This is a genomic window from Spirosoma lituiforme (genome assembly GCF_054776635.1).
Genome location: NZ_BAAHBO010000002.1, coordinates 300617 through 326259, shown reverse-complemented (window position 1 = coordinate 326259; position 25643 = coordinate 300617). Strand labels below are relative to the sequence as shown.

Annotated in this window: 21 protein-coding genes; 4 read left to right on the top strand and 17 right to left on the bottom strand. The window is 54.3% G+C overall.

The genetic code is table 11. The features are described from left to right. Positions 1-9 precede the first annotated feature (9 nt). From ACYU87_RS09795 to tssO (ACYU87_RS09735), 13 genes are all read right to left on the bottom strand, one after another. Positions 10-1407 (bottom strand): ATP-binding protein, encoded by a 1398-nt coding sequence (locus tag ACYU87_RS09795; RefSeq protein WP_461133885.1) that lies wholly within the window; start codon positions 1405-1407, stop codon positions 10-12. Continuing rightward, positions 1400-1579 (bottom strand): hypothetical protein, encoded by a 180-nt coding sequence (locus ACYU87_RS09790; protein WP_461133884.1) that lies wholly within the window; start codon positions 1577-1579, stop codon positions 1400-1402. The genes ACYU87_RS09795 and ACYU87_RS09790 overlap by 8 nt, the downstream gene beginning before the upstream one ends. Continuing rightward, on the bottom strand, positions 1576-2070 hold the full coding sequence (locus ACYU87_RS09785) for a hypothetical protein (RefSeq protein WP_461133883.1): 495 nt from the start codon (positions 2068-2070) through the stop codon (positions 1576-1578). The genes ACYU87_RS09790 and ACYU87_RS09785 overlap by 4 nt, the downstream gene beginning before the upstream one ends. 2 nt (positions 2071-2072) lie before the next feature. Further along, entirely contained in the window at positions 2073-2930 is an 858-nt protein-coding gene (locus tag ACYU87_RS09780) for an OmpA family protein (protein ID WP_461133882.1), read from the bottom strand. A 9-nt stretch (positions 2931-2939) separates the two neighbouring features. Beyond that, positions 2940-3353, bottom strand: a complete 414-nt coding sequence (gene tssD, locus ACYU87_RS09775; RefSeq protein ID WP_461133881.1) for a type VI secretion system tube protein TssD — start codon at positions 3351-3353, stop codon at positions 2940-2942. A gap of 28 nt (positions 3354-3381) precedes the next feature. Further along, positions 3382-3780 carry a type VI secretion system tube protein TssD gene (tssD, locus tag ACYU87_RS09770; protein ID WP_461133880.1) on the bottom strand — a complete coding sequence of 133 codons (399 nt, stop codon included), beginning with the start codon at positions 3778-3780 and terminating at the stop codon, positions 3382-3384. Between the two features lie 115 nt (positions 3781-3895). Further along, entirely contained in the window at positions 3896-5269 is a 1374-nt protein-coding gene (locus ACYU87_RS09765) for a type VI secretion system contractile sheath protein TssC (RefSeq protein ID WP_461133879.1), read from the bottom strand. Between the two features lie 51 nt (positions 5270-5320). Further along, entirely contained in the window at positions 5321-5779 is a 459-nt protein-coding gene (locus ACYU87_RS09760) for a hypothetical protein (protein WP_461133878.1), read from the bottom strand. Between the two features lie 261 nt (positions 5780-6040). Then, positions 6041-8524 (bottom strand): ATP-dependent Clp protease ATP-binding subunit, encoded by a 2484-nt coding sequence (locus ACYU87_RS09755; protein ID WP_461133877.1) that lies wholly within the window; start codon positions 8522-8524, stop codon positions 6041-6043. 25 nt (positions 8525-8549) lie between these two features. Further along, positions 8550-11045: a type VI secretion system protein TssR domain-containing protein gene (gene tssR / locus ACYU87_RS09750; RefSeq protein ID WP_461133876.1), complete on the bottom strand. Its 2496-nt coding sequence runs from the start codon at positions 11043-11045 to the stop codon at positions 8550-8552. Then, a complete protein-coding gene (locus ACYU87_RS09745) occupies positions 11042-11929 on the bottom strand; it encodes a PKD domain-containing protein (protein ID WP_461133875.1) in 888 nt (295 codons plus the stop codon). The genes tssR and ACYU87_RS09745 overlap by 4 nt, the downstream gene beginning before the upstream one ends. A gap of 5 nt (positions 11930-11934) precedes the next feature. After that, complete coding sequence (gene tssO, locus ACYU87_RS09740; protein WP_461133874.1) at positions 11935-12450, bottom strand: type VI secretion system TssO; 516 nt, start codon at positions 12448-12450, stop codon at positions 11935-11937. A 10-nt stretch (positions 12451-12460) separates the two neighbouring features. Further along, on the bottom strand, positions 12461-12970 hold the full coding sequence (gene tssO / locus ACYU87_RS09735; protein ID WP_461133873.1) for a type VI secretion system TssO: 510 nt from the start codon (positions 12968-12970) through the stop codon (positions 12461-12463). 69 nt (positions 12971-13039) lie between these two features. On the opposite strand from tssO (ACYU87_RS09735), the gene ACYU87_RS09730 reads away from it, so the two are divergent. Beyond that, positions 13040-13972, top strand: coding sequence for a type VI secretion system baseplate subunit TssG (locus tag ACYU87_RS09730; protein ID WP_461133872.1), 933 nt, complete (start codon positions 13040-13042; stop codon positions 13970-13972). Between the two features lie 52 nt (positions 13973-14024). On the opposite strand, the gene ACYU87_RS09725 is transcribed toward ACYU87_RS09730, so the two are convergent. From ACYU87_RS09725 to ACYU87_RS09715, 3 genes are read right to left on the bottom strand one after another with little or no spacing between them, the layout of a single operon-like run. Then, positions 14025-15833 (bottom strand): hypothetical protein, encoded by a 1809-nt coding sequence (locus ACYU87_RS09725; RefSeq protein WP_461133871.1) that lies wholly within the window; start codon positions 15831-15833, stop codon positions 14025-14027. Between the two features lie 29 nt (positions 15834-15862). Continuing rightward, positions 15863-17758 carry a hypothetical protein gene (locus ACYU87_RS09720; protein ID WP_461133870.1) on the bottom strand — a complete coding sequence of 632 codons (1896 nt, stop codon included), beginning with the start codon at positions 17756-17758 and terminating at the stop codon, positions 15863-15865. A 44-nt stretch (positions 17759-17802) separates the two neighbouring features. After that, entirely contained in the window at positions 17803-18234 is a 432-nt protein-coding gene (locus ACYU87_RS09715) for a GPW/gp25 family protein (protein ID WP_461133869.1), read from the bottom strand. A 184-nt stretch (positions 18235-18418) separates the two neighbouring features. Here ACYU87_RS09715 and ACYU87_RS09710 point away from each other — a divergent pair, with 184 nt between their 5' ends. From ACYU87_RS09710 to ACYU87_RS09700, 3 genes are all read left to right on the top strand, one after another. Next, entirely contained in the window at positions 18419-20149 is a 1731-nt protein-coding gene (locus tag ACYU87_RS09710; protein WP_461133868.1) for a type VI secretion system Vgr family protein, read from the top strand. A 17-nt stretch (positions 20150-20166) separates the two neighbouring features. Beyond that, positions 20167-21444, top strand: a complete 1278-nt coding sequence (locus ACYU87_RS09705; protein WP_461133867.1) for a hypothetical protein — start codon at positions 20167-20169, stop codon at positions 21442-21444. A 160-nt stretch (positions 21445-21604) separates the two neighbouring features. Continuing rightward, on the top strand, positions 21605-24595 hold the full coding sequence (locus tag ACYU87_RS09700) for a DUF6531 domain-containing protein (protein ID WP_461133866.1): 2991 nt from the start codon (positions 21605-21607) through the stop codon (positions 24593-24595). On the opposite strand, the gene ACYU87_RS09695 is transcribed toward ACYU87_RS09700, so the two are convergent. Further along, complete coding sequence (locus ACYU87_RS09695; RefSeq protein WP_461133865.1) at positions 24489-25643, bottom strand: hypothetical protein; 1155 nt, start codon at positions 25641-25643, stop codon at positions 24489-24491. The genes ACYU87_RS09700 and ACYU87_RS09695 overlap by 107 nt on opposite strands.

Sequence of the window (25643 nt, the reverse complement as noted above, 5' to 3'; positions counted from 1 at the left end):
AATATACGCTCACCTCCGCAGCGTCTGTTTCTCCACTTCCTCCAGCGATTTTCCCTCTTTGTGAAATTCCCGGTTAAGGCTTACTAAAATGTCGTCCTGGGTAATCGGGCGCTTGCGGTTTACCGAGATCATAACGCAGGAGCGCAGCACGTTCATAATCAGGGCACCGGAGATAGCGAACCGTTCGGCTATTTTGTCGAAATCTACTTTCGGGTCGACCTCAACCGAGTCTCTAAACGCCTGCCGCCACAAATTGGCCCGCTTCGATGCATTCGGTGCCGGAAAATAGATCATAGACTGGAAGCGCCGGGCGAAGGCTTCGTCGATGTTGTCTTTCAGGTTGGTAGCCAGCACGATTACGCCGGGAAAATTCTCCATGCGCTGGAGCAGGAAGGCTACTTCCTGGTTCGCGTGTCGATCGTTGGACGATGTTGTTTCGGTCCGTTTCCCGAAGAGCGCGTCGGCTTCGTCGAAGAACAGAATCCAGCGTCGGCGTTCGGCCAGATCAAAAACACGGCCCAGGTTTTTTTCGGTTTCACCGATGTACTTGGAAACGATCATGGACAGGTCGATCCGGTACACATCCAGCCCCGTCGATTTGCCCAACAGGCCAGCGGTCAGGGTTTTGCCCGTACCGGGCGGGCCGTAAAACAGGGCGCGATACCCCGGTTTAAGATATTTCTTCAGCTGCTTGTTTTTCAGAATAACGTCCGAGTTATCAATCCAGGTTTTGATCTCTTTCACTTCTTCCATAATCTGGAAGTCGAGGATCAGATCATCCCAGTCCAGGGCCGTGGTGACCCGACTGGCCGGAAAATCGGTGCTGAAATCGGGGCGGTTGCTTTCGCCGGTAGTGAGCAAGGCGCGGTATTCATCGGATATGGTCAGGGAACCACAGGTTGACGGTTCATTCGGCCCCGATGGCCCAACCAGAATAATGTTCAGCTGCGTAAGCGCCGATTCATGAAACAGATGCGTTTGCAGACGAATACGGCGAGTCAGGTCAGCCCCCGCGACCAGGAACAAAATGGTTTCGACCGTCGGTAAAAAGCCGCCCCGCGTGTTATCGCGAACGCCACCGAATTCAGTGAACACCCGGTCGTAGGTGCTGTTGCTGGTGTAGAAAAAATCGAGTACCTGCGGTCGAATATGGGGCGCAAGCGCCATGATCAGCATTAAGCGCTCGTAGTTATCCAGCCCATGTTCGCGAATGAGCTGCGCGTATGCCGATTCATTGTTCGTTAAATCGGGCTCATCAATTTCTTCAACAGAGCTATACAGACCTTCCTGTTCAAAATAAAGTTGAAAACGGGCTGAAATGACGGCCTCCAGCCAGATCAATTCCTGCTCCAAGGCTGTTGCATTGACCGTAATGGCAAACAGGTCGGCACTTGTTACGTCACTCATGGTATCCTTTCGTTAGCTTGTCCAAGGCTGCCTGCTGGTTCCGGATAGCCTGTTGTTGCGCTTGTATTTGCCTGTGGTATTGCAGCCAGGCAATGCCCCGACCCAGGCCGAAGGCCAGGCCGAGTAACACCAGCATTTCGATCAGGGCCACCCAGGGATTTAGTGGATTCATGGTAAAAAGAGGGGGTTACTGTCTCGGGACTCGCCCCGGCGCATTTGTTCCTGCCAGCTACGCAACTCATCCCAACGACCATCGGCCGCCAGTAGCGCCTGTCCGGGCCAGGTAGCCGGATCGTAGGTGTGCAGCAGCGGGCCATGTTCGGCTAGCACGCGTCGAACAGTGGTCACGGGCGTTTGGGCCAGTTGCGTAAACCGGAAGACGCCGATGCTATTCAGAATGGCTTCCGCTTTTGGATTGATACCGGCAATTTCTTTTAGATCATCCCGCCCCGGTGTCGCTGAGAATACTTCCTCGACCTCCGGCTCAAGAATCAGTTCCTGCTCCAGGGCTTCTTCCAGCGCCTGCCGCTTGGCAACCAGTTGACTTAGTTTCTGTCGGAAGCGTTCGCGATAAATAAAATAAGCCAGTAATGCCGTTCCCTGAAGCATCAGGAAGTGCAGCAGACTGGCGTTTTCTAAATGAAACGGATTCAGATCAAACATACTCAACGTCGTTCTACAAGCAACGTTACCCGCCGGTTGGCTTCGCGGCCTTCCGGCAGGGCGTTGGGCGCAATGGGTGATTTATCGCCCTGGGCAACAATCCGGAGCCGTCGCCGGTTGGCCCCCTGTTTCACCAGCGAGTCCTGAACAGCCCGCGCCCGTAGAAACGACAGGCGTAGGTTACCCGCTGCTGTTCCGGTACTATCGGTATGGCCCGTAATCACCAGTCGTTCCTGTCGATGGTCGCGTAGGTAGGTGATGGCTTCACGGGCAAACTGTTCATTATCGGGTGTATGGATGTACGTTGTGCCGCCCGTCGGGAAATACAGGTGCAATGGGTGAAACAGGTCCGTATACTTCTGGTGCTGTGCCAGCCAGTTGGCGTCGATGGTGATAGCCTGAAACGCAAACGACAGCGCATTGGTCGAGTCCTGCACAAACAGCAGAGCATTGGAAGCTTCGCCCCAAACCTTGACCTGCTCGTCGGGCACCCCGGCGTTCACTAAATACTGCTTCACACTGGTGGCCCGTACAGCCCCTAGGTTGGCAACCAGCGTTTGCTTACTCTCGGCGGGCGTATGATAGCCAATTACTGTGAGTAGCCGACGGGGATTGGCTTTCAGGTAATCAGCCAGCGTATCAATGGCTGACGGATTATCTGTCGATTTAAGTTCGCTACCCGACTGCCGGAACAGATTACCGGGCAACTGAAGGCGTAGCGTAGAGCCGTCGATGATGTAGATGGGGGATAGGACAGGGTCTTCCGATAGCCGAATCCGTTTGATGTAAAACAGATGTACACAAACCGAAACGATGACCCATGCACCCAATGCTACCCACCAGACCCAAAGACGGCTCATACTACCTAATTAGCTGTTGATCGGCCAACCGGCATCATATTTAGCTGTGCCAACCGTTACTTTTTCGGCCGTTATGGATATATCTGCCGAAAAGTTGCTTGAGCCGGCGGGCTGGAAACCCTCTTTATAGCTGGTTATATACCCATTTTTGAAATCGACCGTCCGGAAGATCGCATCTTTACCCGACTGCCAGAATTCTGCTTTTCCGTCGATGGCTTTATTCTGGGCATTAATCATCGTATCAATCAGCTTCTCATTCTGGGTTATCTCAATGGTGAATGACATTTCACCTGCCAGAACGGCCGACGAAGGGCGGCCTTTCTGGTCGAAATCCCGTGAGAAAGAGGTACCAAAACTAAGAATATCAAATTCATTAGTCCCGATTGTCAGTTTTGCTGTAAAGCCTGGGTTTGCATCTGCCATATTTGTATCTGATTATAGAGATTAGAATTTATTTTTTGACAGGCCAACGCTGATCCAGCACTGCCTCCTGAATCTTTATTTTCTCGGCTGATATGGTGATTGAACAGGAATATGCAGCCCCTGCTACCGAGAACGATTCACTGTAGTTGACGATATAGGCATTCGTAAATTCAATCTTGCGGGTAATGCCATCGTCGCCCGCGTCAGTGAAAGCTAATTCTCCTTTGTCAAAGGGTTTGTTCTGCGAATTGACCATGTGCTCAAGCAACGTGGTTTTATCTGTTATTTCGACGGTGAAGGAGAACTGGCCACCCATGATGTGGCTGGAAGGCCGCCCTTTTACGTCGACACTCCGCGTGAAACCAATGTCTCCGCCAAGAATGTCGTATTCATCGGTTCCTAGTTTGATCTTACTTGAATAGGGCATGCTGTTGTCTGATTAAGAGTTTTAAATTGATTCGTTATGCCTGAAAACAGAAGCACAGGAACACATTGGTTTCATTCATTGCGTCGTGTTCCGTATGCCTCTGTTCTCAAAAAAACTAGGCTTGACCGTAGTCAGATACCCACTCTGGACTTTCCACGTCATCACCCCGGCGACCGTCTAACCGGATCACAAAGCTCTTGGCCGGGAAGTAAGGTGTCAGGCGAATATCAAGGTAGATACGATCTTTCACTTTGTCGTCGCGCTCCAGACGCATGATACGGAACTGATCGATTAACTTGTCGGAACCCTTGATGCTGTCCAGGAAACCGGCAATCTGACGGCGCAGATCGGCTTCGATAAGCGAGTTCCAGTTTTCGAACGCCCGGCGGTTCAGGAAGTCGAACAAGACTTTGGTGATGTAATCGAATACCCGAACAACGGAATAGGTCTGCAACCCCATGTTGTCGCCGTTGAAGAGGGTCTTGCTGCCGAAAGCCATCACCCGACCGTATTCGTCGATCATGGGAACCAGGTTCAGCCGTTCAACCGCCGACAGTTCGCTTTTGCGAAGGGGGAACCGCACGCCGGGTACTTCATTCATACCGCCGTGTTTTTTACCCGCCGTTACCTGCGACATCAGTGTGTAGTAAATTTTGCCGGCTAGGGCCATGGATGGCGGAACATATAAATTCTCAACCTCGCCTACTTCGGCTACTTTGCTACGGCCCACCACCCAGTTACAGGTCATGACCACGCTGGAGCGGAACAGTTCGGCACCGGTCATGTTGGCCGTGCTGAACAGGTCGATCACGTCTTCCGAGCTTTCCAGATCGGCGAAGTCGGTGAACAGAGTTACTTTATTGTTATGGGCAATTTTGGCCCATTTTTCCAGCACCGCATTCGATCCCATATAGCCAGGAACCACCATCAGCGAATAGTTCTGACGGAGGTCGAGCCGGTCATAGTTCTGCTTCAACTCATCGGCAATGTAATCGATGAAACGGGAGTTGTCCAGGTCGGTCAACTGCTCGAAGCTGGCGTTCACAACCGTAATGTTCGGTAGTTTGTCGGCTTCGGCGTTTTTATAGAACAAGGAGAGTGCACGGTAGCTGGTTTCCAATTCACGCGTCGTTTCCAGCGCCGTCAGCAGGTTCTTCTGCAGGTTTGCTTCGACTTCACTGGCTTTTTCCTTGGATGTATCGAGCATTTCGTTCTGGTTGTCGGACGAGCTGAGCACGTCGATCCAGAGTTTGAGTTTTTCTTTCAGGACCGCCCGTTCGGTTTCTTTGGTCGGGTCGCCCAGGTATATTTTTTTCCGTGCTTTACGATCAGGATTCAGGTTCTGTGAGCCGTCGATAAAGCTTTCGATAAAGGCGTAGCCGCCGTAAGCTGACAGTTCAGAAATGCCGGGAAGGGCCGCATGGCGACTAACGCCGGTAGAGGGTCTGGCATCGAGTTGTGCCGATGGTGTTGTTGGTTCGCTTTCCATAAAGGCGATAAAGGGACTGAAGGGTAGAAGAGAAGATGTTTTTACCGGCGGTTATGCGTCGGTTTTTTCGTTGGCGTCGAGTTCGGCAACCAGCGCCTGCAGCGTCTGGATCAGCGCGGCTTTTGTATCCGGATTACCCAGCGCGGTCTGCAAGATACGGTGCCCCTGTAAGCGACGGCTAATTTGTGTATACTCTTGATATTGAGCATCTAACGACCGCAGGAATGGGCTTTGGGCTACCATCTCTTTAACCCGGAAATCGGCTACGCTCCGAAACTTCATGGTTTCTTTCGTCGGCATGCCATCCAGCGACTCCATTTCGACTTCCACCTCGGGTTTGAAGTGATCGAAAACAGCCTCAACCGTCTTCAGGCCATACACAACTTCCGGATTGACTGGAGCCTGTTGCGTCAGTTTCTGTGCCAGCAACGTGCGGTTATAGGGGATGCTAACGATACCCTCTGCTGATTCTGGCTTAATCTCATTACCACCAATTTCGAAATCGAACATGTCTTATTTGGGCTGATTTTTAAGTTTATCAAAGCTATCAATAAGACGACGGGGCACAAGGCAACCCACTGACGCAGAAAGGCAATTTCAAACAAACGGTACTTTTTTTTGTTCCGCCCAATCGGGGTTCGACGGCAAGGCCCGGGCGAGCATTCAATCAAATTCTGTGGCTGGATCAGCTCACTGTTTTTGAGTTTAGTTTTTGTCATCCCGACGCAGGATCGGGATGACAAAAAACATCCTCCAACGAGTTCTTATAGACTAACGTACCTGCCAGACCAGTTCAGCCGTCTCGTCGTTCCAATCGACATGTACGGTCTGGCCGCTTTGGAGCTGACCGGAAATAATCAGGCGGGAAATTGGCCGGCGAAGCTGGTTACGAATAATGCCGGCCAGCGGGCGAGCACCGTACTGGGGCGTGAAGCCCTGCAACGCCAATTGCCGACGGGCTTCGTCCTGTACCGTTAGTTCGATACCCTGCTGCTTCAGGCTCTTGTGCAGGTGCGCCAGCTGAATGTCGAAAATACGGACGACGTTTTCTTCCTTCATCGGGGAGAACGGAATGATCTCCGTAATGCGGGCCAGAAACTCCGGCCGGAATTGCCCGGTCATCCGCGTCATCAATTGCTGGGACGTCGGCATCCGCCGGGCCTGAAACTCTTCGCTGATCCATTCACTGCCGATGTTGGACGTGAAGATGAGCAGGGCATTCGTGAAATCGCCTTCCTTTCCTAGCTTATCGTGCAATCTACCTTCGTCCATGATTTGGAGAAAGACGTCGAATACCGAATTGTGGGCCTTCTCAATTTCATCGAATAGCACCACTGAATAAGGCTGTTTTCTGATTTTATTGACCAGCAGGCCGCCTTCTTCGTAGCCCACGTAGCCCGGAGGGGCGCCGTAGAGTAGGGCGGCCGAGTGTTCTTCCTTAAACTCCGACATATCGAAGCGAATCAGCGCCCGCTCGTCGTTGAACAGAAAATCGGCCAGGGATTTCGATAGTTCGGTTTTCCCGGTTCCCGTCGGACCCAGTAGGAAGAACGAGCCAATCGGCTGGCCAGCCCGCTGTAATCCACTGCGCGATTCCAGGATAGCATCGGATAAGGCGTGCAGCGCATGATCCTGCCCGACAACCCGGCGTTGCAGAAAACTCTCCATCGTCAGAAGTCGCTCTTTCTCCTGCGCCTGTACTTTACCCATCGGAATGCCCGTCTTGTGGGCAACTACGGCGGCCAGATCGCTGGTCGTTACGGCGGCTTCCTGCTGGCTAGCCAATAGCTGAAAACGGGCTAGTTTGGCCATGATATAGTCGTGGTAAGCCGCAGCGGTTTCCAGTTCGGCGGGGTTGATGTCATCTTCCCATTGCCCCAGCAAAACCGGGCTGACCTGGTGGTGTAGCAGTGTGTCCAGCCAGCGGTATTCTTCCAGTACCTCTTCGGGGGGCAGTTCGCCTTTGGTCAGCTCGTTTACACGCTGTTCGATCTGCGTTAGTTCACTGCTGGAGGTTTCCATCGCCATCCGGATGGCCGCCATCGTTCGGTCGAGCAGATCAAGGGCGGAGTCAGGCAGGCGACGTTCCTTGCTGTATCGGCGGGCCAGCCGAATGCAGGTGGCAATAACGTCTGGCTGAATCTGCAACTGATGGTGTTGCTCATAGGCCGGCGCCAGCCCCCGCATCATTCGCTCGGCTACTTTTTCCGTGGGTTCGCCCACCGTCAGCATCTCGAACCGGCGGCTCAGGGCCTGATCGGGTTCAATGAGTTTGCGGTATTCTTCGGGCGTTGTCGCGCCGATCACGGTTAGTTCGCCCCGCGCCAGTTCGGGCTTCAGCAGGTTAGCAACCCCGTTTCCTGCTGACCCCTTCGGGTCGAGCAGCATGTGGATTTCATCGATGAACAGAATGCATTTCTCATACTGCTTCACGTCTTTGATCACATTCTTGAGTCGATCTTCTACCTCGCCTTTATACGACGCGCCGGCCAGGAGTGCGCCGGGGTCCAGTTCGAGCAGAATGGCGTTTTTCATCCTGGCGGGCACCAGGCCGGCCACGATCTGCTGCGCCAGTCCGTCAATCAGGGCCGTTTTGCCAACGCCCGGATCACCTACTACCATCACATTCGGCTTGCTGCGACGCCCCAGAATTTCGAGCATGGTCCGTACTTCCTGGTTGCGCCCAACAACGGGGTCCAGTTTACCGGCGCGAGCCTGTGCAGTTTTGTCGATGCAGAATTTTGGTTCTCCTTTCGGGGCGTAACTGGCGGTGGCCTGCCCGTTGGAGCCGGGTGCCGGGCCCTTGTCGGGGGCGGGCGATGACAGATCACGGACAAACCGGTCGAGCAGATCGCGTTCCGTCAGGGGTAGGGAGCGGAGCTGATCAGCCGTAAAGCCAATGCCGGGTTTGGTCAGCGCGGCCAGTACGCAGATGATTTCGACGTAGTCCAGTCCCAGCTTAACCCGCAGGAAGTCCGCTTCGGTCATGACCCGCTCCACCGATACATCGTACTCCGGCTCCGTTACAACCAGTGCCGTGCGCGGCATCTCTTCCATCCAGACATCGGCCCAGTCGAAAATATATGCCACATCGTGCTGCAGGGCGTTCAGAAGGGCGCTGCCTCCTACATCGTCGTGGAGTAGGGCGCGCAGCAGGTGAGCCGCCGAGAACTGTTCATTATGGTATTCACGAGCCAGTGCGCGGGCAATGTGCAGGGCTTTTTCGACGGACTGGTGTAAGGGGAGTTGGCGCATTAGAAAGAAAGGTTAAAGGCAAACGTTATTTGAAAAGGTCTTCGCTGATCCAGTAGTACGTCCGTTCATTGGACGTGAATCGGCTATTGCGGAACGTAGGTATTCGACGGAAGTAGTCGCGTCGTTCGCGCAGCAGGTACAGTACCTGATCGAGCAGCGCGTCCGACACCAGCTTGCGGTTGGTTAGCTCGTCGATAGGCAGGCGTTTGAACAGCGGATTCGGAACGGGTAAATCCAGAAAGCTATACAGTAGCTGATCGAGGGTGGTTGTGGTTTTGCCTGACAGGCCTGCTTCGCTCAGGACCTGCCGGTATCGATGCTGGAGCCGGAGCCGGTCGAGGCCACTGGCGGGGTCAATATCGTCGCCACTCAACTGGTCGAGCCACCGGCTGATCCCGTCGTATTCATCGACCGGAAGCAGGGCAATGTATTTCCAGCGGGTGCCATCGTTGCGTTTGGCCGGAGTGTAGGCCCGCGACAGATACGGATAGTCGTCCAGGCGGTTCAGGGTAGCAGCACTGGCCGGTAATTTCATTCCCGCCGACGCATAGACCGGCGACAGTTTGGGATTGACCCGGTCGCCCTGCGGTTCCAGGCGCTGAAACGTTTTCTCCAGGGCGGCCGTAACCGTCTGCGATTCGTTCGCGACCTGAAGAAACAGGCTATCCGTTGCCGCGTACAGTTCCTTGAACGGCAGTACTTTGTTCTTCCGGGGAAACAGCACCCAGCCTGGGATCATACTATGCTCAGGGTAAGCAAGCTGATACACATTCCGGTCGCCCATCCGAAGGTTAAATTCATTGGTGGGCGTTACCATATCGGGCCGGACGAGCCGGGCTTTTTTGAGTTCGCTACCGCGATCGGCAATGGCCTGAACCAGTTCCCGGCTGTGGATGATAAAATTGTTGGGGACGTCGCCCGGAGCGCCGAACACCTGAAAGGAGAGCAGTCGGCATTCTACTTTTTTCAGGGCCGCCGGAATCAGAACCCCGTTGACAACCGACTGGACGTCTCCGTTGATGCCTACCAGCACAATAATGTTGTTTTCACTCGGGTGGGCCGCAAACTGTTTCAGGGCCTCGCCAATTCCCGACCGGATGCACTTGACGTCTGTTTCCGAACGGTTTCGGGACTGGGGAGCGGTTCGGCTGATCAACCCCAGCAGGCTGGTATAGTTGGTTGTCAGGGGCATTACCGTCACTTTCCCTTTGAGCGTAAGGCTTTTGTTGTCCGGGCTTTTTTCGTATTCATTGTAGATGGTTGCGCCAACCTGTAGTGTAATCGTCCGGGTTGTGTCCTGCGTTAACTGCGTAACCGTGTACTGGATGGTATTGAGCAACTCGCCCCAGTAGGGCTGCATGGCCGAACTCCCTTCAATGACATACATCAGGTTGTAGTGGCTGCTGCGGGACCGAACCGTGGTGAGTACCTGATTCGAAATCGACCGGCCCAGGACGTTCAGAACCGGTACCTGCCGTTTTTCTACCAGGGGCGTCAGCGCATTGGTCAGGATTACCGTCTGGCTATCCGCTCGGCTCAACTGTTTCAGTACCGGATATTTGGGGCCAAGCTGGTTCCAGGAAACCGCCGGAAACGGATTATTGACCAGCGTTGAATCACGGCCTCCCCTACGTAGTGCAGAAATCGATCGGTAAAAGGCTATCGGCGGGGCCGATTGATTCAGGGTGTCGGCCTCAATGAACACGCGCTGCCCGATGGGTTGCAATACCTCAATGGGTGTCCAGCCCAGCATAATCTGTTTGACGCTGTCGGTGGGAAACCAGGACGCCCGTCCGACCAGTGCCTGCTGGCGGGTTTCGGAGAGTTTATACACGTACGCCAGCTCGTACAGACGCATTCGGGTTTCGGCGGGCGTTTGTTGGCCGGGATCGGCAAAAAGCCGGACGGAATCGTGCGAAAAATACTGGTCAGGATTGGTCAACAGGGCGGGCTGAGACAGTACAGCACTGACAATCTGCGCCCGGCGCTGGTCGGACGATCGGCTGCTCTGGTTGGCCAGCAAAAAACGGCTTTTGAGCGCCCAGCCGTAATACACGGCGGCCTTCCGGTCGGCAATGACGCGCCGGGAAAATTTATTGCCAATGGGGAGCGCCGGATCGTATTTAATGATTTTCAGGTACCCGTTTCGCTCCTTCAGCACGTAGAACGCTTCCATGAAGTTCATCTTCCGGAACGGTACTGTCCCGTTCGAACCCCGGAAGGTCGTGTTGTTATTTCGGTCCGAATACACGATCCAGGGCGTGCCACCGGGCGGTTGCAGGCTGGCTTTGAACCCCTCGGTCGAAATGCCCACCCCGGACTTGATCTGACTGGGGTTTCCCGATACCGGAACCAGATTGGCCGGTTGCCGGGCTACCCGTAAAAAAAAAGGCAACTGAGCCGTAGCCAACGGGGGGGCAATCAGCCAAAGCCCCAGAAAAACAAGCCAATACGGAAGCCGGACCAATCCAGGTGTCGGATCAGACAAAGAAAAAAGTCCGTAAATCGGCAAAAATCTCATGGTTTATGTTGAGTCACGTTTAAGCGGGTGATGCAGGACGTTGTCGAGTCAGATACGACCGCAACCCCGTCTATATGAACGCCCTGATCGAACTGAAGCCCCATGCAATAGGAGTAAAAATCGTTGGCTTTGGTGCTGTTGATCTGCACCAGTGCACCGTTCCGGTTACACAGGTATCGTCTCAGTAAATAATTGTAATGGGTATTGAAGGCCTGACCATCCGCAATTTGCTGTAGTCGCTGCCGAATATCGGTCCCGACATAATCCAGTGAGTCGACGGGTGGGTCGAACCGGTTGAATCCCCGGACGATGGTAATCTGCTTTCGGATGGGGTATTTCGTGACATCGGTCATCAGTTCGACGGTATACGTGCGGGGCCTTGAGCGATCTTCGTCGGCCGGGTAGCTGTAAATAGCCGTCTGATCGCGGGAGTCGATCTGGCCGGTGGCACCAAAACGCCACGTGAACTGACGGGCTCCCCCGCCCACCGCCGTAAAAACCAGTTTCTCGCGCTCATAACCAGTGCTCGGGCCCTGGATACGCACAAGTGAATCCCGCCGGTCGGTCAGTGGTTTGGGTCTGACTACCACCGTAAAGGTGCGGGTTGCTTCCTTGTTGACGCGCAGACGAATCAGGTACGTGCCCGGCTGGTAGTAATAAATGACACCCCGCGACCGCCACGACTCCTGCCCATTCCCAAATTCCCAGCGCCACTGTTCGGCCTGGCCGGTGCTGTCGGTATACCGGATCGGTTGGCCAACGACTTGCTGGATGGGGTACACGCGGGCCTGAATGTCGAGTTCGGAGGTGTACCAGTACAGCACGAGAAGTATGCCTGCCGTTAGCAGAAAGGCTTTGGCCGACAAGGTCATTTTACTGTTCATAACACTTACCGGGAGCTGATGATGGGCGGAGTTGTACCCGCTGCTGGTGCAGAGCCGGGAAACATACCCACGCTACAGTCGTCTAATTGTTTGCGGAACAGGCCAATGTTCGATTGCTTGCTCCAGATCAGTTTCTTGTCTACGTACATCATCCGGTAGAAATCCGCGATTTGAGCAAAGGTCCTGAACCGGGTGCCTTCCTGCTGAGGGCCCGACAGCCGCCGAATTTCATTCAGGTGATCCTCAATATCGACTTCAATGAACACGGCGTTGATTTGCGGTTGATAAGCAACGATTGAATGATAGGCCGAGTCGAGCAGTGGTATATTGTCGAGCTGGCTGGTCAGAATTCGCTCTTTCATTTTGATCTGATCCGACAGGTATTTCGATTCGTCACTGGAATAGGTTTTATTCCGAAAGGCAATCCAGCTTACCACAACGGACAACAGGCTTATGGCGGCCAGCAGGTACAGGAACTGCAGCCGCCGTTCGCGCATGGTAAGCCGAAAAAAAGTATTCATAATGGGTTAATTAATAGGCTCTTGTGCTTCTTCCTCGCTTAGCCTGCCGATTTTTTTCTACGGCCTGCTGAAGGCATCCTCTCAACTCATCCCGCAGATCGCCTTCTTCCAGCATGGACTTGCTGAGCGAGTCTTTTAGGAGAAGCATCTCGTTTACGTGACTGAACAAACGGTTATACACCACGAAATACCGCTGCGTTTTTTGCTGCTGCCCCACTAATCGGATAAACTCTTCTTTCTTCCGGGTAATCAAACGCTGCAATTGCTGATCGTCCTGGTTCTGATTAGTGTTCATCAGGCTCATATAGGTATACAGGGAGTCAACTTTATCCGCCAGCATGGCGTCGGTATAAATGACCCGATCGAACGCTTCTTTCTGCTGAATCAGTTGAGTGGCCTGCCGCGAGCTAGTCTGGACACAGGAGTAAACACAGCCGATGGTAACCAGCAACAGACTGGTAAACCAGGTCAGAAAGTGGTTGAACGCCTGCTTAATTTCTTTATGATTTAACGATTTCATCTGTTTGCCAAAATTCTTTCACCAGAAACGGGTAACTTGTTTTTTCAATAGTCCATTTGTCCGTTGATCATGTCCGCTCCCCATCAGTCGTCCGTTTCGTCCCCGTATTTTCTTGACCTGCTCGATGTCGATTTCAAGGCCGAAATTCTGGCCGCTTCATTAGCGAGTCAGCAAGTGGCCCCCGAACGGATCGTTATCAATCCAACCGGACTCTACAGCCGGGCGTATTCCAAAGACATCGAAGACGTCAGGGACTGGTTGCTGGAGGGGTCTACCTTCATCTACAACCGGATCGATACGCCCCGCGAAGGATTGTTCGATATGATGCCCCAGTACCTGTTCTTCAAGCCGATTGAACCGGCCAATGCCGGCAACGTTGATCAGCTACTGGACGATATCCGCCGGGATCGTGATGAGGAGCAGCAGGCCCGCCTGTTTTTTCTGCCCTTCGACGCCGAACTGAATTACCTCCGAACCTTAGCCGTTCATTACGACAATTCCGTTAACCACCTGGACCATGCCACGGCCATCATTGCGCAGTTCGCCGAGCAGTGGCCCATTCTGAACGACATGAGCCGCCCGCAGGCAGGCGTCTTTATTCAGATATTGCCCTGGCTGCACGTACTCCGCAGTAATCTGCCCTGGTTCGGCCGGTTCCTGCATCTCTTCTTCGGGGTTCCGGTTCAGGTTGAAACCGGCCGCCGACGACCCGAGTCAACCCACGCCGATAGTACCCTGACACTGGCCGACTTCCGGCTGGGTGTCGACTCGGTGGTTAGTGATCATTTCAGTTCTGACGAACACACCGTACAGATTACCGTTGGCCCTGTTCCGGACGCGCTGATCGCTGACTTTCTGCCGCACACCCAAACGATTGCTTTGTTGCATAAACTGGTCGATTATTTTTTGCCTGTTTCCAGTGATGTTTCTGTTTCTATCTTAACGGAGCCGGATGTTCTCCAGCCCGACAATACCTTTCTGGGCTATAACTCCTTTCTTTGAGCAGGCACCATCAAGTTCCCGAATTGGCCTGGTCCAGTCTGTGTCAGGAGCCTTATTTTGGTCTGGTACTTCTTGCTGGTGGTTGCCTGAACGGACTGCTGTATTGTAATCGTCTGTTTTTGGCTGCTTCGTAAATGATTGTTGAGCAGCCGTCGGGTTCCACCAGCAGGTAATGATTCTGCACAATCTGTCGGGTACCGACGCGACTGATGATGTATTGATACACAGTTGGCTGGGCGGGCAAAGGAGCGAGACTCGGCCAGGTAAACGTCGGTTCCTGAATAGGGCCGTCATAGACAAGTCGGAACACAACCTTGGTCGCGGTTGGCGTGACAGGAGCCCGTACGGAGTCAGAGCGAATGGCCTGGGCGCGTATCGAATCAGCCCGTACGGAGTCCATTCGTACCGAATCGGATCGAACGGAGCGGGACCGGAGAGAATCGGCCCGCACCGAGTCCGAACGGACAGAATCAACCGATGCGGAGCGCAATCGGGTAGAGTCGGCGCGCAGGGTATCCGGACGTACGATAGCCGTCTGAAGTGAATCGACGGGCTCGGCCGTTTGGCTGACCGGCTTCGTCTGACCGGGTTTGCCTGCTTTGGTGAACTTGGCCCGGCTGGGTTTTCCTTTTGCCGCCGGGGTAGCCGTTCTGGCAACCGCTACCAGACGCAGTTCGTATAATTTCAGGGTATAGGCCGGTTCACGGGGAGCCGTTGGCTGAACCTTCTCGGCTGATGGTCGCTTGTAAAAACCCAGCGTTCCCACAACGGGCTCACTCCGGCAGGTCTGCTCAAAATTATCAACCCGGGTTGTTGAAATCGAGTAGAAGAAATAGCTCGCCGTATCGGGTATCGCCAGTTGAGCGGGCCAGGTCAGCTGGGGTTCCTGAACCGTTTTATCATAGACCAGTTTGTTGCCCGGCAGGGTATAGAGCCGGAATGAGTACCGCTCTCCTTCGGTATAAATGGGCGCACTGCTTCGCCACCGAATAACCGGCTGACTGGTCGTGCCAACGTAGTACTCGTTGATCTGAGCCGGGTCAAGAATGGGCGTATAGCAACTGGGCCGGGGTGCCGTTGAAGGAGCCGCGGTAATGGTACGCGGCCGTTGTGAAGATAAAAACCGGTACGAAATCGTGGCCTGAACGCCAAGCGTTGTTAAATCGACCTGTTTCTGGTTGAAATTGTTCGTGCTGCCTACCTGCGAATACCCGAACGAGCTGAATGAGGTGTTAGCCGACAGACCAACGCCCACCTGTTGCGTCAGCTGATACTTGACACCGGCACTCGCCGTAACCCCCGCCCTGAACCGCTGGGCGCTGGGTATCGCGGCTGAAAGAAACACGTCCCGTTGAGCGTTCGTCAGGTAAGCCCCCAGAACAGGAGCGTCGTTGTAAAAGAGCCCCCCCCGGAGGTCGATATCCAGCAGTAGCCGCTGGCCAAGCGGAAACGAGAGAGCGGGACCGATCGTCAGCATGAAGCTGTTCAGGGATTTAAGGGGTAAAAAGCGGGGAGTCGGGTATTGCGGAATTCCCGGATCTTTCTTGTAGGCGTCGCTGACCGATAGGTTCTGGTACCCCATGGAAAAGCCCAACCCCCAGTAGCGTCCAGGAAAATAATCTGCCGACAGACTGGCCTGGAAACCTTGCGTCAGATAAAGATTTTCGTTGGCGTATCCTTTGGGCAGCAACCGGTTGTAACCAGCGGAACCGCTCAGCCGCCATTTCACAGGAACAAAGGCATCAATGGTTGTAGCTTGGGTGAGTGTTAACGGGTTATAGTTTAGTGAATCCTGTGCCGCCACACGATTGACCAGGACGAGAACAGCACAACTAAATATAATCCAGAAAAAGAGACGCATAAACGAAAAACAGGGAACAGGGCTAAACGCTAAACTTGTGGGGTTGCCTGAGTCAGGAACAACCGGTAGGCTGTCACCTGGCCCGACCGATGAATCAGCTTCTGATGAAGTCCCTCCATCATCACCCGCCATTCATCCGGCGTAAGGGTGCAATCCTCTGCCGGGTGCAGGCTGATATCGACGGTGCGAATCAGCCCTTCCCGTTGTGTGTTGCCGGTCGCTACGCCCTTCCTGATCGTCACGGAGTCCAGTAACCCCCCTAATTCATGGTGAAAAAAGGCCCTGATGTCTTCCAGCGTGACAATCCGCTGGTGGGTCATTAGCGCATACCGGTACGTCTGTACACGGTGAAGCGCTGATGGACGGCTGCGACCACCGAGGGTAGTTGTCAGTAGCTTGATGCTCTCGCTATGCAGACTATTTGAGCTGTACGCTTGCAGGGAGGTACCCGCGGGTATGCGGTTGGCTAATTCGCAGTTGGTTGTCCAGAAGTCAACCTGCATGGTATCGCCTTCTTCGAACGGCTTGAACAAAACGTATTGATTGAGGGCAATCGGTGGCGTAATGGTGGTATGAACCTTGCGCTCCAGTTGCTCGATCTGGTCCTGAAGCTGGGTCAGCAACAAGCGCACCGTATCCTGCCCGTACACCGCAAACGCCACCGACTCATCGCGCAGCAGTTCCAGCAGAAAGGTCAGTTGTTCGCGGGCGTTCCGAACGTCGAACCGCTCAACCCCACCCCGACGAACGGCGTACCCGCCTTCTTCGATGTGATCGGCCTTGTGGAAGGGAAATGGCGTAAAGACCCGCTCTTTACTGTCCACGACCATTCTGACCAGCAGCAGTGTTTCGAAGGGTGCCGTCTGGATCGGAAGCAGGTTATAATTGGCGTTGGTGCGGTAAAGAATTCGGTTGGCTTTTCGGTTGAGGGCCGGGAACGCATTCAGCTCAACGGCTATTTTTTCCAGCACGGTCTCATCGAAGCGGGCCGGAAACGTTACCTCCAGCCACAGCAGCGGTTCGCTCCCCAACGATTGCAGTCCCTGAGCGCCAAAAACTTCCCTAAAGGCAGCCGGATAGGGGACCCTGAACGTGTCCAGATCACCGGTGTCCAGCTGATTTATATGAACAAAGCGCGTCTGGTACGTTTGCCGGATGTCGCGTTCGAGTTGGTAGCTGATTTCGTATTCGGATAGTAGCTGGGCGGGTCCGTCGTTTTCGCCTTCACCAGCTACGGCATAGGCTGGTCCGGTAGCCGTCTGGACCGGAACCCCGTTCAGGTACCAGTTGCTTAACGCCAGCAGGGGCAGTAATGGCTGCGAGTCTACATCGCCCGGCCAGTTGAAAAAGAAATTGACCCGGTCAAGCGACTCAATGGCCGGGTTGAGCGCTAGACCGATCCAAAGCGTTTTGGGGGCCAGTTTTCGACCGGGTACGGCCTGCGCTACCAGCCGTTTACCCAGTTGGGGGTGAATCGCGTGGAGGTGAGCACTTGACGCGAGGTACGCCACCCGCCCATCGATAAGCTTCAACGAATCGACGGGCGTGAAAAACAAATCCTGCAAACTATCCAGTTCACCCATCAGCTGCGATGCGTATTTCTGCTGAAACAGAAAGCTTTGGTTCGGGCCTATTTCGACCACGGGCTCGGCCGGGTAAGCCTGCATAATGGCGTGGGCTGGCCGGGGAATGGTCAGCAAGTCGGGGGTTAGCAGGTCGGCCAGGCGCTCAAGAACCCGCCCCTCCGATTCCATAAACTCGTTGCTTATTTTATACACCTCATTGGCCAGGGTATCGATCAGCATCCTGACAAACGAATCGAGGTTGTTCAGGTCCCGAACGCCCCACATCTGCATCATGTGCAGCAGCAACCGTTGCCGAATGGCTTCTTTGGAAAAATAAGATCGTTGGTCACTCAGCGGCATGGGTGGTCGGGTAGTTAAGAGGAATTGCCAGAAGAAACGCCTGGTTAGGTTGACATCTGCCCGATGTGCAACTGGGTCGCAAACCGGAATGGCTCTTCCGTTTCGCACAGAATGGCATTGACCGTTACGGTTGCCAGCCGTCGGTATTCTTCCGGTGTTGCATCGAGCCGATGCTCAACGGGCTGGAACTGAACCGTTACTTTAGGACTCTTCAGTCGGCGTTCATGCTGCCGGATCGACGCTTCGAGTGAGTCGCACAGGTAATCGATCCAGCGGCTGTTTCGAATGGTATGATCGAACTCAATGTCCCATATTTTGCAGCCGAACGAGCGGTCGCTTCGTAGTTCACCGTACCGGGTATGCAGCAGCAAATACAGCGTCTGCGCAATCGAAACGCCCACGCCACAGGTTGGCAATTCGTTGCCGGCCATCAAAGGTCCAAATCGAATTGGGAGACGGTAAAATGGCTGATTCATAGTTACTTATGGGTCGTACGGTAGGGGGTCTTAACAAATCCTAACCAATAAACAAAATTGGTTGGGAATCGACAAGCATTTTCTTACATTCGGCGTGGTTAATTCCGGAACCCAAATTCAACCCTATTTGCCTGCTCTCTTCGGTACCTGATCAGGCGCTCTTACTCTCTCGCTTCCCCTTGCCATGTCAGCTTACTCGCTCGTTACCGAAACCACGTTACTCATCGAGGGCAAACGAATCTCGTCTTTTCGCTCGCTAACCCTACAACAGTCCATTCATTCGACGCATGAATTCCGAATCCATTTCGAACACGATGCTATTGAAGAATTGGTGACGTTGTTTTCGGATCAGTTTGACCAGCTGCAACGAAAATCCATTGACCTTACCGTCAAAGGCGACCCGTCGACAGATCCGCTGGAGTTCAAAGGCGTTATTACCCAAACCGAGCTACGGCAACAGGACGATGGATACTGGGGACTCATGACGCTGATCGGTCATGGCCATTGCGAAGCCTTACGGACCGTGCCCGGTACCCAGACCTTTATTGATAAGTCGATTTCGGACGTGGTATCGGCCTCTCTCAGTTTATACACACAGCCTAAAAAGGTAACGGCTCCGCTGGGTCCCGCCAAACTGCCATTCTGCGTCCGCTACCAGGAGTCGATCTGGGATTTTCTTAAACGGCTGGCCTATGATTTTGGCGCCTGGTTTTATTACGACGGGGCAAAACTACAATTCACCACCAGCCCCGGCACGCCGTCGGCACTAACCCTGACGTTCGGGGCCAACCTGATTCACTTTCGTACGGGTGTACGGGCCGCCCCGACCTACTTTAAGCAGTATGATTACCTGCCGGAAGAGGATCGTCGGCTGGAAACGGAAAGTGCCAAAGACCTGGCTCCGTACGGCAAACCCGAGAGCAACGGAGTCATTAACCCGCACCCGGCCCAGGCCACTGCCGATATGACGCCCTATCGCGACAACCGCAAAGCGGCCCTGGCGGCCGAGGAGAAGTATATGGAAGGGCAGGCAAAAGTGCCCGGACTGTATCCGGGCTGCAAAATCATTGTGAAGGATGCGCCATCGGGCAAAGGCGGGCAATCCGTACCCTATCTCGTCACCGATATCGTGCATTACGTGAGTGGCGTCGGGCAGTACCACAACCGGTTCCGGGCCATTCCAGCTACGGTGGTCGCCATGCCCGTCCGTAAACTGGTACGCCCCATGGCCCAGACCCAGATCGGCGTCGTTATGGAGAACAAGGATCCGAAAGGGATGGGCCGCGTGAAGGTGCAGATGCTCTGGATGAGCAGCCCCGACACAACCCCGTTTATCCGGATGACCCAGCCCCACTTCGGGGTTCACGCCGACAACAAAAAAACGCGGGGCTTTCAGTTTGTGCCCACGGTTGGCGATCAGGTGATGGTGGGTTTCGAATACAACGACCCGGAGCGCCCCTTTGTCATTGGCGCGTTGCCGCACGGGAAGAACAGCGCCATCGACACCAGTAAGCCCGAGGAAGAAAAACACATCAGCGTGGGCAGTGGCAGCACCCTGACGTTTATCGAAAAACCGGCCGTAAAGGAGATTCATGTGCAGGTCGACGACAAAAACTTTATTAAGATTACTGTGCCGAGCGGCAATGGTACGATTACGGTGCAGTCGTCTAAAGATATCCTGATAAAAGCCACGGCTAAAGTTACCGTTGAAGCACCGGAAATTGTCCTCTCGGGCACCACAGTTACGATAGAAGGCAAGCAGGCGGTGAATATAAAAGGGGCGCAGGTGAAAATTGAAGCTACAGCGCAGATGGCTGTGAAAGGCAGCATGACCGATATCGAAGGAACGGGTACGATGAACGTCAAAAGCTCCGGCATGACCACCGTGAAGGGCACAATGGTTATGATCAATTAACTCGATCCGGCTTAGCTATGCCCTTTGTTGCTACCAATCCGTTGAGCCAGCGGCTGGCCGTCATGGAACGACTCTGGCTGGAATTCCGGCGGTTGCCCAATGCTCGTCTATGCCGCTGGCTGTTTGCGCCGGGTGAAGGCTGGTTTCTGGATGTTTTTCTCCAGGAACAGGCCGGTCCCGATGCCATCTCCAACGATATATTCTTTACCCTGCGGACGCCGGTTCATCACTGGCAAACGTATTTTGAGCTGGCACTGAACGAATTAGCCAGTCAGATTGATCACGATCTGGCACTCCTGGCCGAGCGGGACTTAGTTCGTACCTGGACCGGTGAGCCGGGAAAAAGAGAAGCAGATTCTGTGATTCGTTTTGTGGACTATCTGAACCGGTTTGTCAAAGAGCTGGGTAAGTACACCGATGGGGTATGCGTGTTGTGTCTGCAGCCGCAGTCAACCGAGAGTCCGGCTGTACTGGAGCAAGTGCTGACGGCGTTGCTGCAGGGCAGGCTATCGCCCGATATTCGCCTTATCGTTGCCGATACGATTGGTGAGGAACAACTGACCACCCTGCCGGGCCGGTTCGGTGCCGTGGTGTATTCGCACGCTATTGACCTTCAGCTTCAGAAAGTGATTCGACAGTTGGCGTCGTTTGGATCGCCGACGGCCCCTGATGTTAAGTTTCGGCAATGGCATGCAGAGTTGTCCAACGCAATGGCCCAGCGTAATTTGCGGGATGTCGAGTATTTCGCCAACAACTGCCTGCTGATTTGCCAGCATGAACAGTGGTATAGTCTGGAGGGAAGTGTCCATCTGTCGGTCGCTCACGCTTACGTGAATCATCGTCGGTACGAGGACGCGTTGGACCGCTACAGTCGGGTAATCGACCAGATGGAACGGTTATTCAGTCAGGGCGATGGGGCCGCCGGTCGACTAAGCATCATAGCCTGGTTGGGTATGGGTGGCGTATATGGCGAGTTACGCCAGCGCCAGCGTGCTATGGACTGCTATAATCTGGCCAGCGAACGGGCCGAAACCCTGGAGGAGTGGCTACTGGCCATCGAAAGTCACCGCCGACTAGCCGTCGCCCACGCGCAGGAAAGCCGGATGCGCCTGTCCGAAACGCACTATCGTCAGTTGTTAACGCTGGCTGAACATCTTCCTCCGGAACAGCATCAGGCCGCCCGTCTGTCGGATATTGGCCAAGTCTACTGGCAGCAGCAACAGACGCCCGAAAAAAGACAGAACGTATCTGAACGGCTATCTCAGCTTCTCGGCCCCGGCTGGCGAAAAAAATAACGGTACCCTTAGTAACTATAAAACAGCTGATGTGCTGTCAGATTCTCAAATCTGACAGAGAAGATTTCTCAAAACCTTGTGTCGATAGGCTTCGAGAAACCTCACTTGTCGGTTGTAAGTAACCGACAGCACCATACCATCATTCCGTTACCTTCTTAGTATGCCAGAATCACCAGTATTTCGATCAGGGTTGCGCCGGTTACTTTATCCCGCTGTTGTGCGCAGCGTAGGACGGGACGAGGAAAGCAATGATCAGTTGGACGAAAGCAGACAGCGGCTGGGGCTTCGGCCGGAAGACAGCCAGGTACTTCCTGCCGCACGCCGTACGCTGGCCGGGCGATTTGTGGACATAGCCACTGGCGAGGTCCTGATTGAACAGGTCGATGTGGACATTCCGGGTGTGGTGCCGTTTCGGTGGGCGCGTTTCTGGCGTTCCAATCAGCCAATTGCCGGATCGATGGGTAATGGCTGGCGTCATTCGTATGACATTACGTTGCTGGAAGATCGGCACAGTCGTCAGGTAATCATCCGCCTGCCTGACAACCGGGGTATCTTATTTCCGGCTTTAGCCGAAGGGGAAAGCTTCCTGGACCGATCCGAAAAACGGCGGCTTCGTCGCGATCAGTACGGGTATCAGTTGCAGGGGACCGATGGCCTGATCTATTATTTTGCGACGAATCCGAGCGGTAGCCTTTGCCGGTTGGCGTCGGTCGGAACCATCGGTACTACTTACCGGCTTCGGTTCAGCTACACCAGTACGGGGCAGCTTCGGCGAATAAGTGACGATTTTCAGCGGGTTATCGATGTCGTAACGAATGCCCATCAGTCCATCAGCCGACTAGAGATCGTCTACCCCAATCAACCGCAGAAGCGGCAAACGCTGGTGGAGTATCAGTACGATGAGCTTCACGATCTGAGAGATGTCGTTGGTCATAATCAGCCGATGGCTCAGTATCATTACCGCCAGCACCGACTGATTCGTCTAACCGATTCACAGCGACAAAGTGTTTATTTCGCCTACGAAAAAATAGGGAGCCAGCATGTATGTAATGAACTGACCTTTGAGCGGGGGCAGTCACTTCAATTTCGGTACTTTGTCGAGGAAGGACGTACGCACGTCACGGACAGAGCGGGTGGGGTCAGGCAGTATATACACGAAGAAGGTATCGTTCAGCGCTCTATCAGCGCGGGTGGTCGGCAACGGGTCTGGTTTTTTAGTGCGTATGGTGAACTGCTCAGCGAGCAGAATGCGCTGGGCAACACCTCGTTCTTTACGTACGATGAGCAGGGGAACATGACCCAGGCTGCCTGGCCAGATGGGGGAACGCTCCAGATGCAGTACAACGACCTCGGTCAGTTAATTACCCTGACCGACCGCGCTGGCGGGCTTTGGCAATGGACCTATGATGAAGTCGGCCGACTCCTTACCTGCGCAGATCCGCAGGGAGCAGAAACGATGTTTACGTATGCGGAAGACGGTCTGTTACGAGAACGCATAACACCAGCCGGGCGGAGTGTATGGGGCTACGATGCCTACGCAAACCGGAATCTACACACCGACGAAACGGGTCGGCAAACTACCTGGGAATACGATTTTTTAGGTCAGTTGATCAGCGTTACCCAGCCAGACGGCGCCCGATCGGAACCAGTTGGGAAAATAGATGAACGGGCCACCGTAGCCGATAAAAAGGGAGAATCGACTGCTGCGCAGGACCACCTGACGTACGATGCGGACGGATTGCTCATTCGACTTCGGCGCAGCAATCGCCTGAACTGGCAATTCATCCGGGATGCGGCCGGGCGCGTTCGCGAATATACCCGGCCGGATGGTACGTCGACCAACTTCCATTACAATGCCGCTGGACGACTGACCGAGGTTCTGTTCAGCGATGGGAGCTGGTATCATTACGATTATCGCCCGGATGGCTGGCTTATGGAAGCCGCTACACCAACCACGATCACTCAGTTTACCCGAGATCCCTCGGGCCGGATTGTTGCCGAGACCTCGGGTTCGGTACAGATAACAACAGATTACGACAACGTCGGTCGGTTAACGAGCTGGCAATCGTCGGAGCAGGCTGGCGCGCAAAATACGTACAACGATCAAGGCTATTTAGTCCGGCAGGCGCATGCCGACTGGCAGTTACAGGTCACCCACGACCGGCTGGGTCGCCGGGTGGGGTGCCAGATGCCCGGTGGACTGGAGAGTCGATGGCAGTATAATACCGGGTCGTTGCCCGTCAATCACAAGCTTTTCTGGGGAAGCGGTTTGCAGGCTTCCCGTTCCCAAGCCTATACCTGGGAGCATCGGCGGCTTGTTCGGATAGAGGATAACCAGTACGGAACTGCTGCCATCCGGTATGACCAGTTTAACGACCCGACGGAAGTAATTTGCTCAGCTGGCTGGACAGATCGCTGGGTGGCTGAACGGGCTCACTACCAACAGCGGCTTTTAAAGCCCGCTACCGAAACGGCCGGGCTGGGCTGGCAGATGCTGACGGTCGGTACGGCTCATTTCTACTACGACGCCGACGGATACCTGCGCGAAAAACGGGTGTCGGGTCAGATCTGGACATTTGACTGGCACGAGTCCGGCGTGTTGCAGCGAGTTGTCCGACCCGACAACCGGGTGGTAACGTTCGCCTACGATGCCCTCGGCCGACGCATCGACAAAAAGATCGACGAGTATCAGGTACGCTGGGCGTGGAGCGGCCGTCAACTCCTCCACGAATGGCACCAGCCGCCGGGTGGTGAGCCGGTTCAGCTAACCTGGTATACGGCGGGTGGAGAGGAACCGACGATGCTTCAGGTTGGTAGCCAGTGGTATAGCATTGTCTGTAACGTGGCTGGTCAGCCGCTGTCGTTTCATAATCTACAGGGTGACCCGGTCTGGGCGTGGCGATGGTGCCTGTTCGGGAAAAAGCATACCCTGACGGGACCACCCCACTGGCACACCTACTTGGGAGGAGGGCAATTTGACGATCCGGAAGCGGGACTGATTTACGCCAACTTCAGGTACTATGACGCGGCTACCGGCTTGCCCGTCAGTCCAGAATATTCCAGCCCCGCCGGGTGGGTGCGAGCTGAATGGGTGCCTCCTCACGAACCAGAATCGTATCTTTCCGCTGCCCGATATATTCGAGTGTACTGAGCTTGTTCCAGAGCCTGGTAAAGACGCTTAGAAACTGCTCGACCGCCAGCATGGAACCCCCGATTTGCTGATGGTTATAGTCATGTTCGAGCAAACGCAGAAGCAATTCTTCGAACTGGCCGGGCGTCACATCGGTCCACTCGTAAAAATAGTGTAGCAATTCCTCTTTCTGGCGGGTTGGCAGGCAGTACAACTCCGTATAAATAAGGCTGGTCAGGTTGGCAAAATAACCGACCAGATATACCGGCGGATGCTGGTGATCCAGGTTACGGTACTCAAAAAAAACGGTTCCCAGGTAATCCAGAATGCGGATGCAGAACGATTGAACCCGGCGCGCCATGTCCGACGGCTGAGGCTGGTCGTGCACCTTGCGGATAATTTTGAACGAACTAACCTGAATTTCATTCAGGCCCCAGCCAAAATTCTTGTAATACTGGATTAGCCGGGGGTGGCTCGCAACCGACGCGCAGGGTGGAATGTACTGACTATCAACAACGTAATGCCCCTCGTGGTACGTAGCCTTGCCAATAACCAGATGATGATGTCCCAGATCGTGAGCGTTAATCTGCTCAGACGATACGACCATGAGCTGATAGGAATACTCCGTGTACGGATGGCGCAGGGGGGATTCTTCCGGGTCCGGATTTCCGACGGGTACTTTTCTGAACGGGTTGACAACCAGTACAATATCGTAGTCTGGCCGGAGCTGATCGTCGAGAGTTTGGTTAATTTCGAACGAAGCTGTCAGCACCGTAAACTTCAGAACATCCGGATTGATGGCAATGCGGCAGCCGCCCTGCGTAATCGCGTTACAGCGGAATAACCGAACTTCAACGTGGTTGCTGTTTTTTTCGAGCAGATCGAATTCGTGCGCTACCGACGTTCCTTTTACCGGGGGCAGCAGACCGTAATTATAACTGGTCAGAAATAGCGATACGGAGTCGCGCACCAGATCCTGAACGTGGTGATCGGTTTCGACGAAGTGCTGCTGCGACAGCTTCATGCCGTCGATCCAGTTGATCGGGAGGTGGCTCTTGGGAAATAACAT

What these genes read in the sequence shown, in the direction of transcription:
- ACYU87_RS09795 (WP_461133885.1), bottom strand. Translation starts at nt 1,407, where the DNA reads ATGAGTGACGTAACAAGTGCCGACCTGTTTGCCATTACGGTCAATGCA.
- ACYU87_RS09790 (WP_461133884.1), bottom strand. Translation starts at nt 1,579, where the DNA reads ATGAATCCACTAAATCCCTGGGTGGCCCTGATCGAAATGCTGGTGTTA.
- ACYU87_RS09785 (WP_461133883.1), bottom strand. Translation starts at nt 2,070, where the DNA reads ATGTTTGATCTGAATCCGTTTCATTTAGAAAACGCCAGTCTGCTGCAC.
- ACYU87_RS09780 (WP_461133882.1), bottom strand. Translation starts at nt 2,930, where the DNA reads ATGAGCCGTCTTTGGGTCTGGTGGGTAGCATTGGGTGCATGGGTCATC.
- tssD (WP_461133881.1), bottom strand. Translation starts at nt 3,353, where the DNA reads ATGGCAGATGCAAACCCAGGCTTTACAGCAAAACTGACAATCGGGACT.
- tssD (WP_461133880.1), bottom strand. Translation starts at nt 3,780, where the DNA reads ATGCCCTATTCAAGTAAGATCAAACTAGGAACCGATGAATACGACATT.
- ACYU87_RS09765 (WP_461133879.1), bottom strand. Translation starts at nt 5,269, where the DNA reads ATGGAAAGCGAACCAACAACACCATCGGCACAACTCGATGCCAGACCC.
- ACYU87_RS09760 (WP_461133878.1), bottom strand. Translation starts at nt 5,779, where the DNA reads ATGTTCGATTTCGAAATTGGTGGTAATGAGATTAAGCCAGAATCAGCA.
- ACYU87_RS09755 (WP_461133877.1), bottom strand. Translation starts at nt 8,524, where the DNA reads ATGCGCCAACTCCCCTTACACCAGTCCGTCGAAAAAGCCCTGCACATT.
- tssR (WP_461133876.1), bottom strand. Translation starts at nt 11,045, where the DNA reads ATGAGATTTTTGCCGATTTACGGACTTTTTTCTTTGTCTGATCCGACA.
- ACYU87_RS09745 (WP_461133875.1), bottom strand. Translation starts at nt 11,929, where the DNA reads ATGAACAGTAAAATGACCTTGTCGGCCAAAGCCTTTCTGCTAACGGCA.
- tssO (WP_461133874.1), bottom strand. Translation starts at nt 12,450, where the DNA reads ATGAATACTTTTTTTCGGCTTACCATGCGCGAACGGCGGCTGCAGTTC.
- tssO (WP_461133873.1), bottom strand. Translation starts at nt 12,970, where the DNA reads ATGAAATCGTTAAATCATAAAGAAATTAAGCAGGCGTTCAACCACTTT.
- ACYU87_RS09730 (WP_461133872.1), top strand. Translation starts at nt 13,040, where the DNA reads ATGTCCGCTCCCCATCAGTCGTCCGTTTCGTCCCCGTATTTTCTTGAC.
- ACYU87_RS09725 (WP_461133871.1), bottom strand. Translation starts at nt 15,833, where the DNA reads ATGCGTCTCTTTTTCTGGATTATATTTAGTTGTGCTGTTCTCGTCCTG.
- ACYU87_RS09720 (WP_461133870.1), bottom strand. Translation starts at nt 17,758, where the DNA reads ATGCCGCTGAGTGACCAACGATCTTATTTTTCCAAAGAAGCCATTCGG.
- ACYU87_RS09715 (WP_461133869.1), bottom strand. Translation starts at nt 18,234, where the DNA reads ATGAATCAGCCATTTTACCGTCTCCCAATTCGATTTGGACCTTTGATG.
- ACYU87_RS09710 (WP_461133868.1), top strand. Translation starts at nt 18,419, where the DNA reads ATGTCAGCTTACTCGCTCGTTACCGAAACCACGTTACTCATCGAGGGC.
- ACYU87_RS09705 (WP_461133867.1), top strand. Translation starts at nt 20,167, where the DNA reads ATGCCCTTTGTTGCTACCAATCCGTTGAGCCAGCGGCTGGCCGTCATG.
- ACYU87_RS09700 (WP_461133866.1), top strand. Translation starts at nt 21,605, where the DNA reads ATGCCAGAATCACCAGTATTTCGATCAGGGTTGCGCCGGTTACTTTAT.
- ACYU87_RS09695 (WP_461133865.1), bottom strand. Translation starts at nt 25,643, where the DNA reads ATGTTATTTCCCAAGAGCCACCTCCCGATCAACTGGATCGACGGCATG.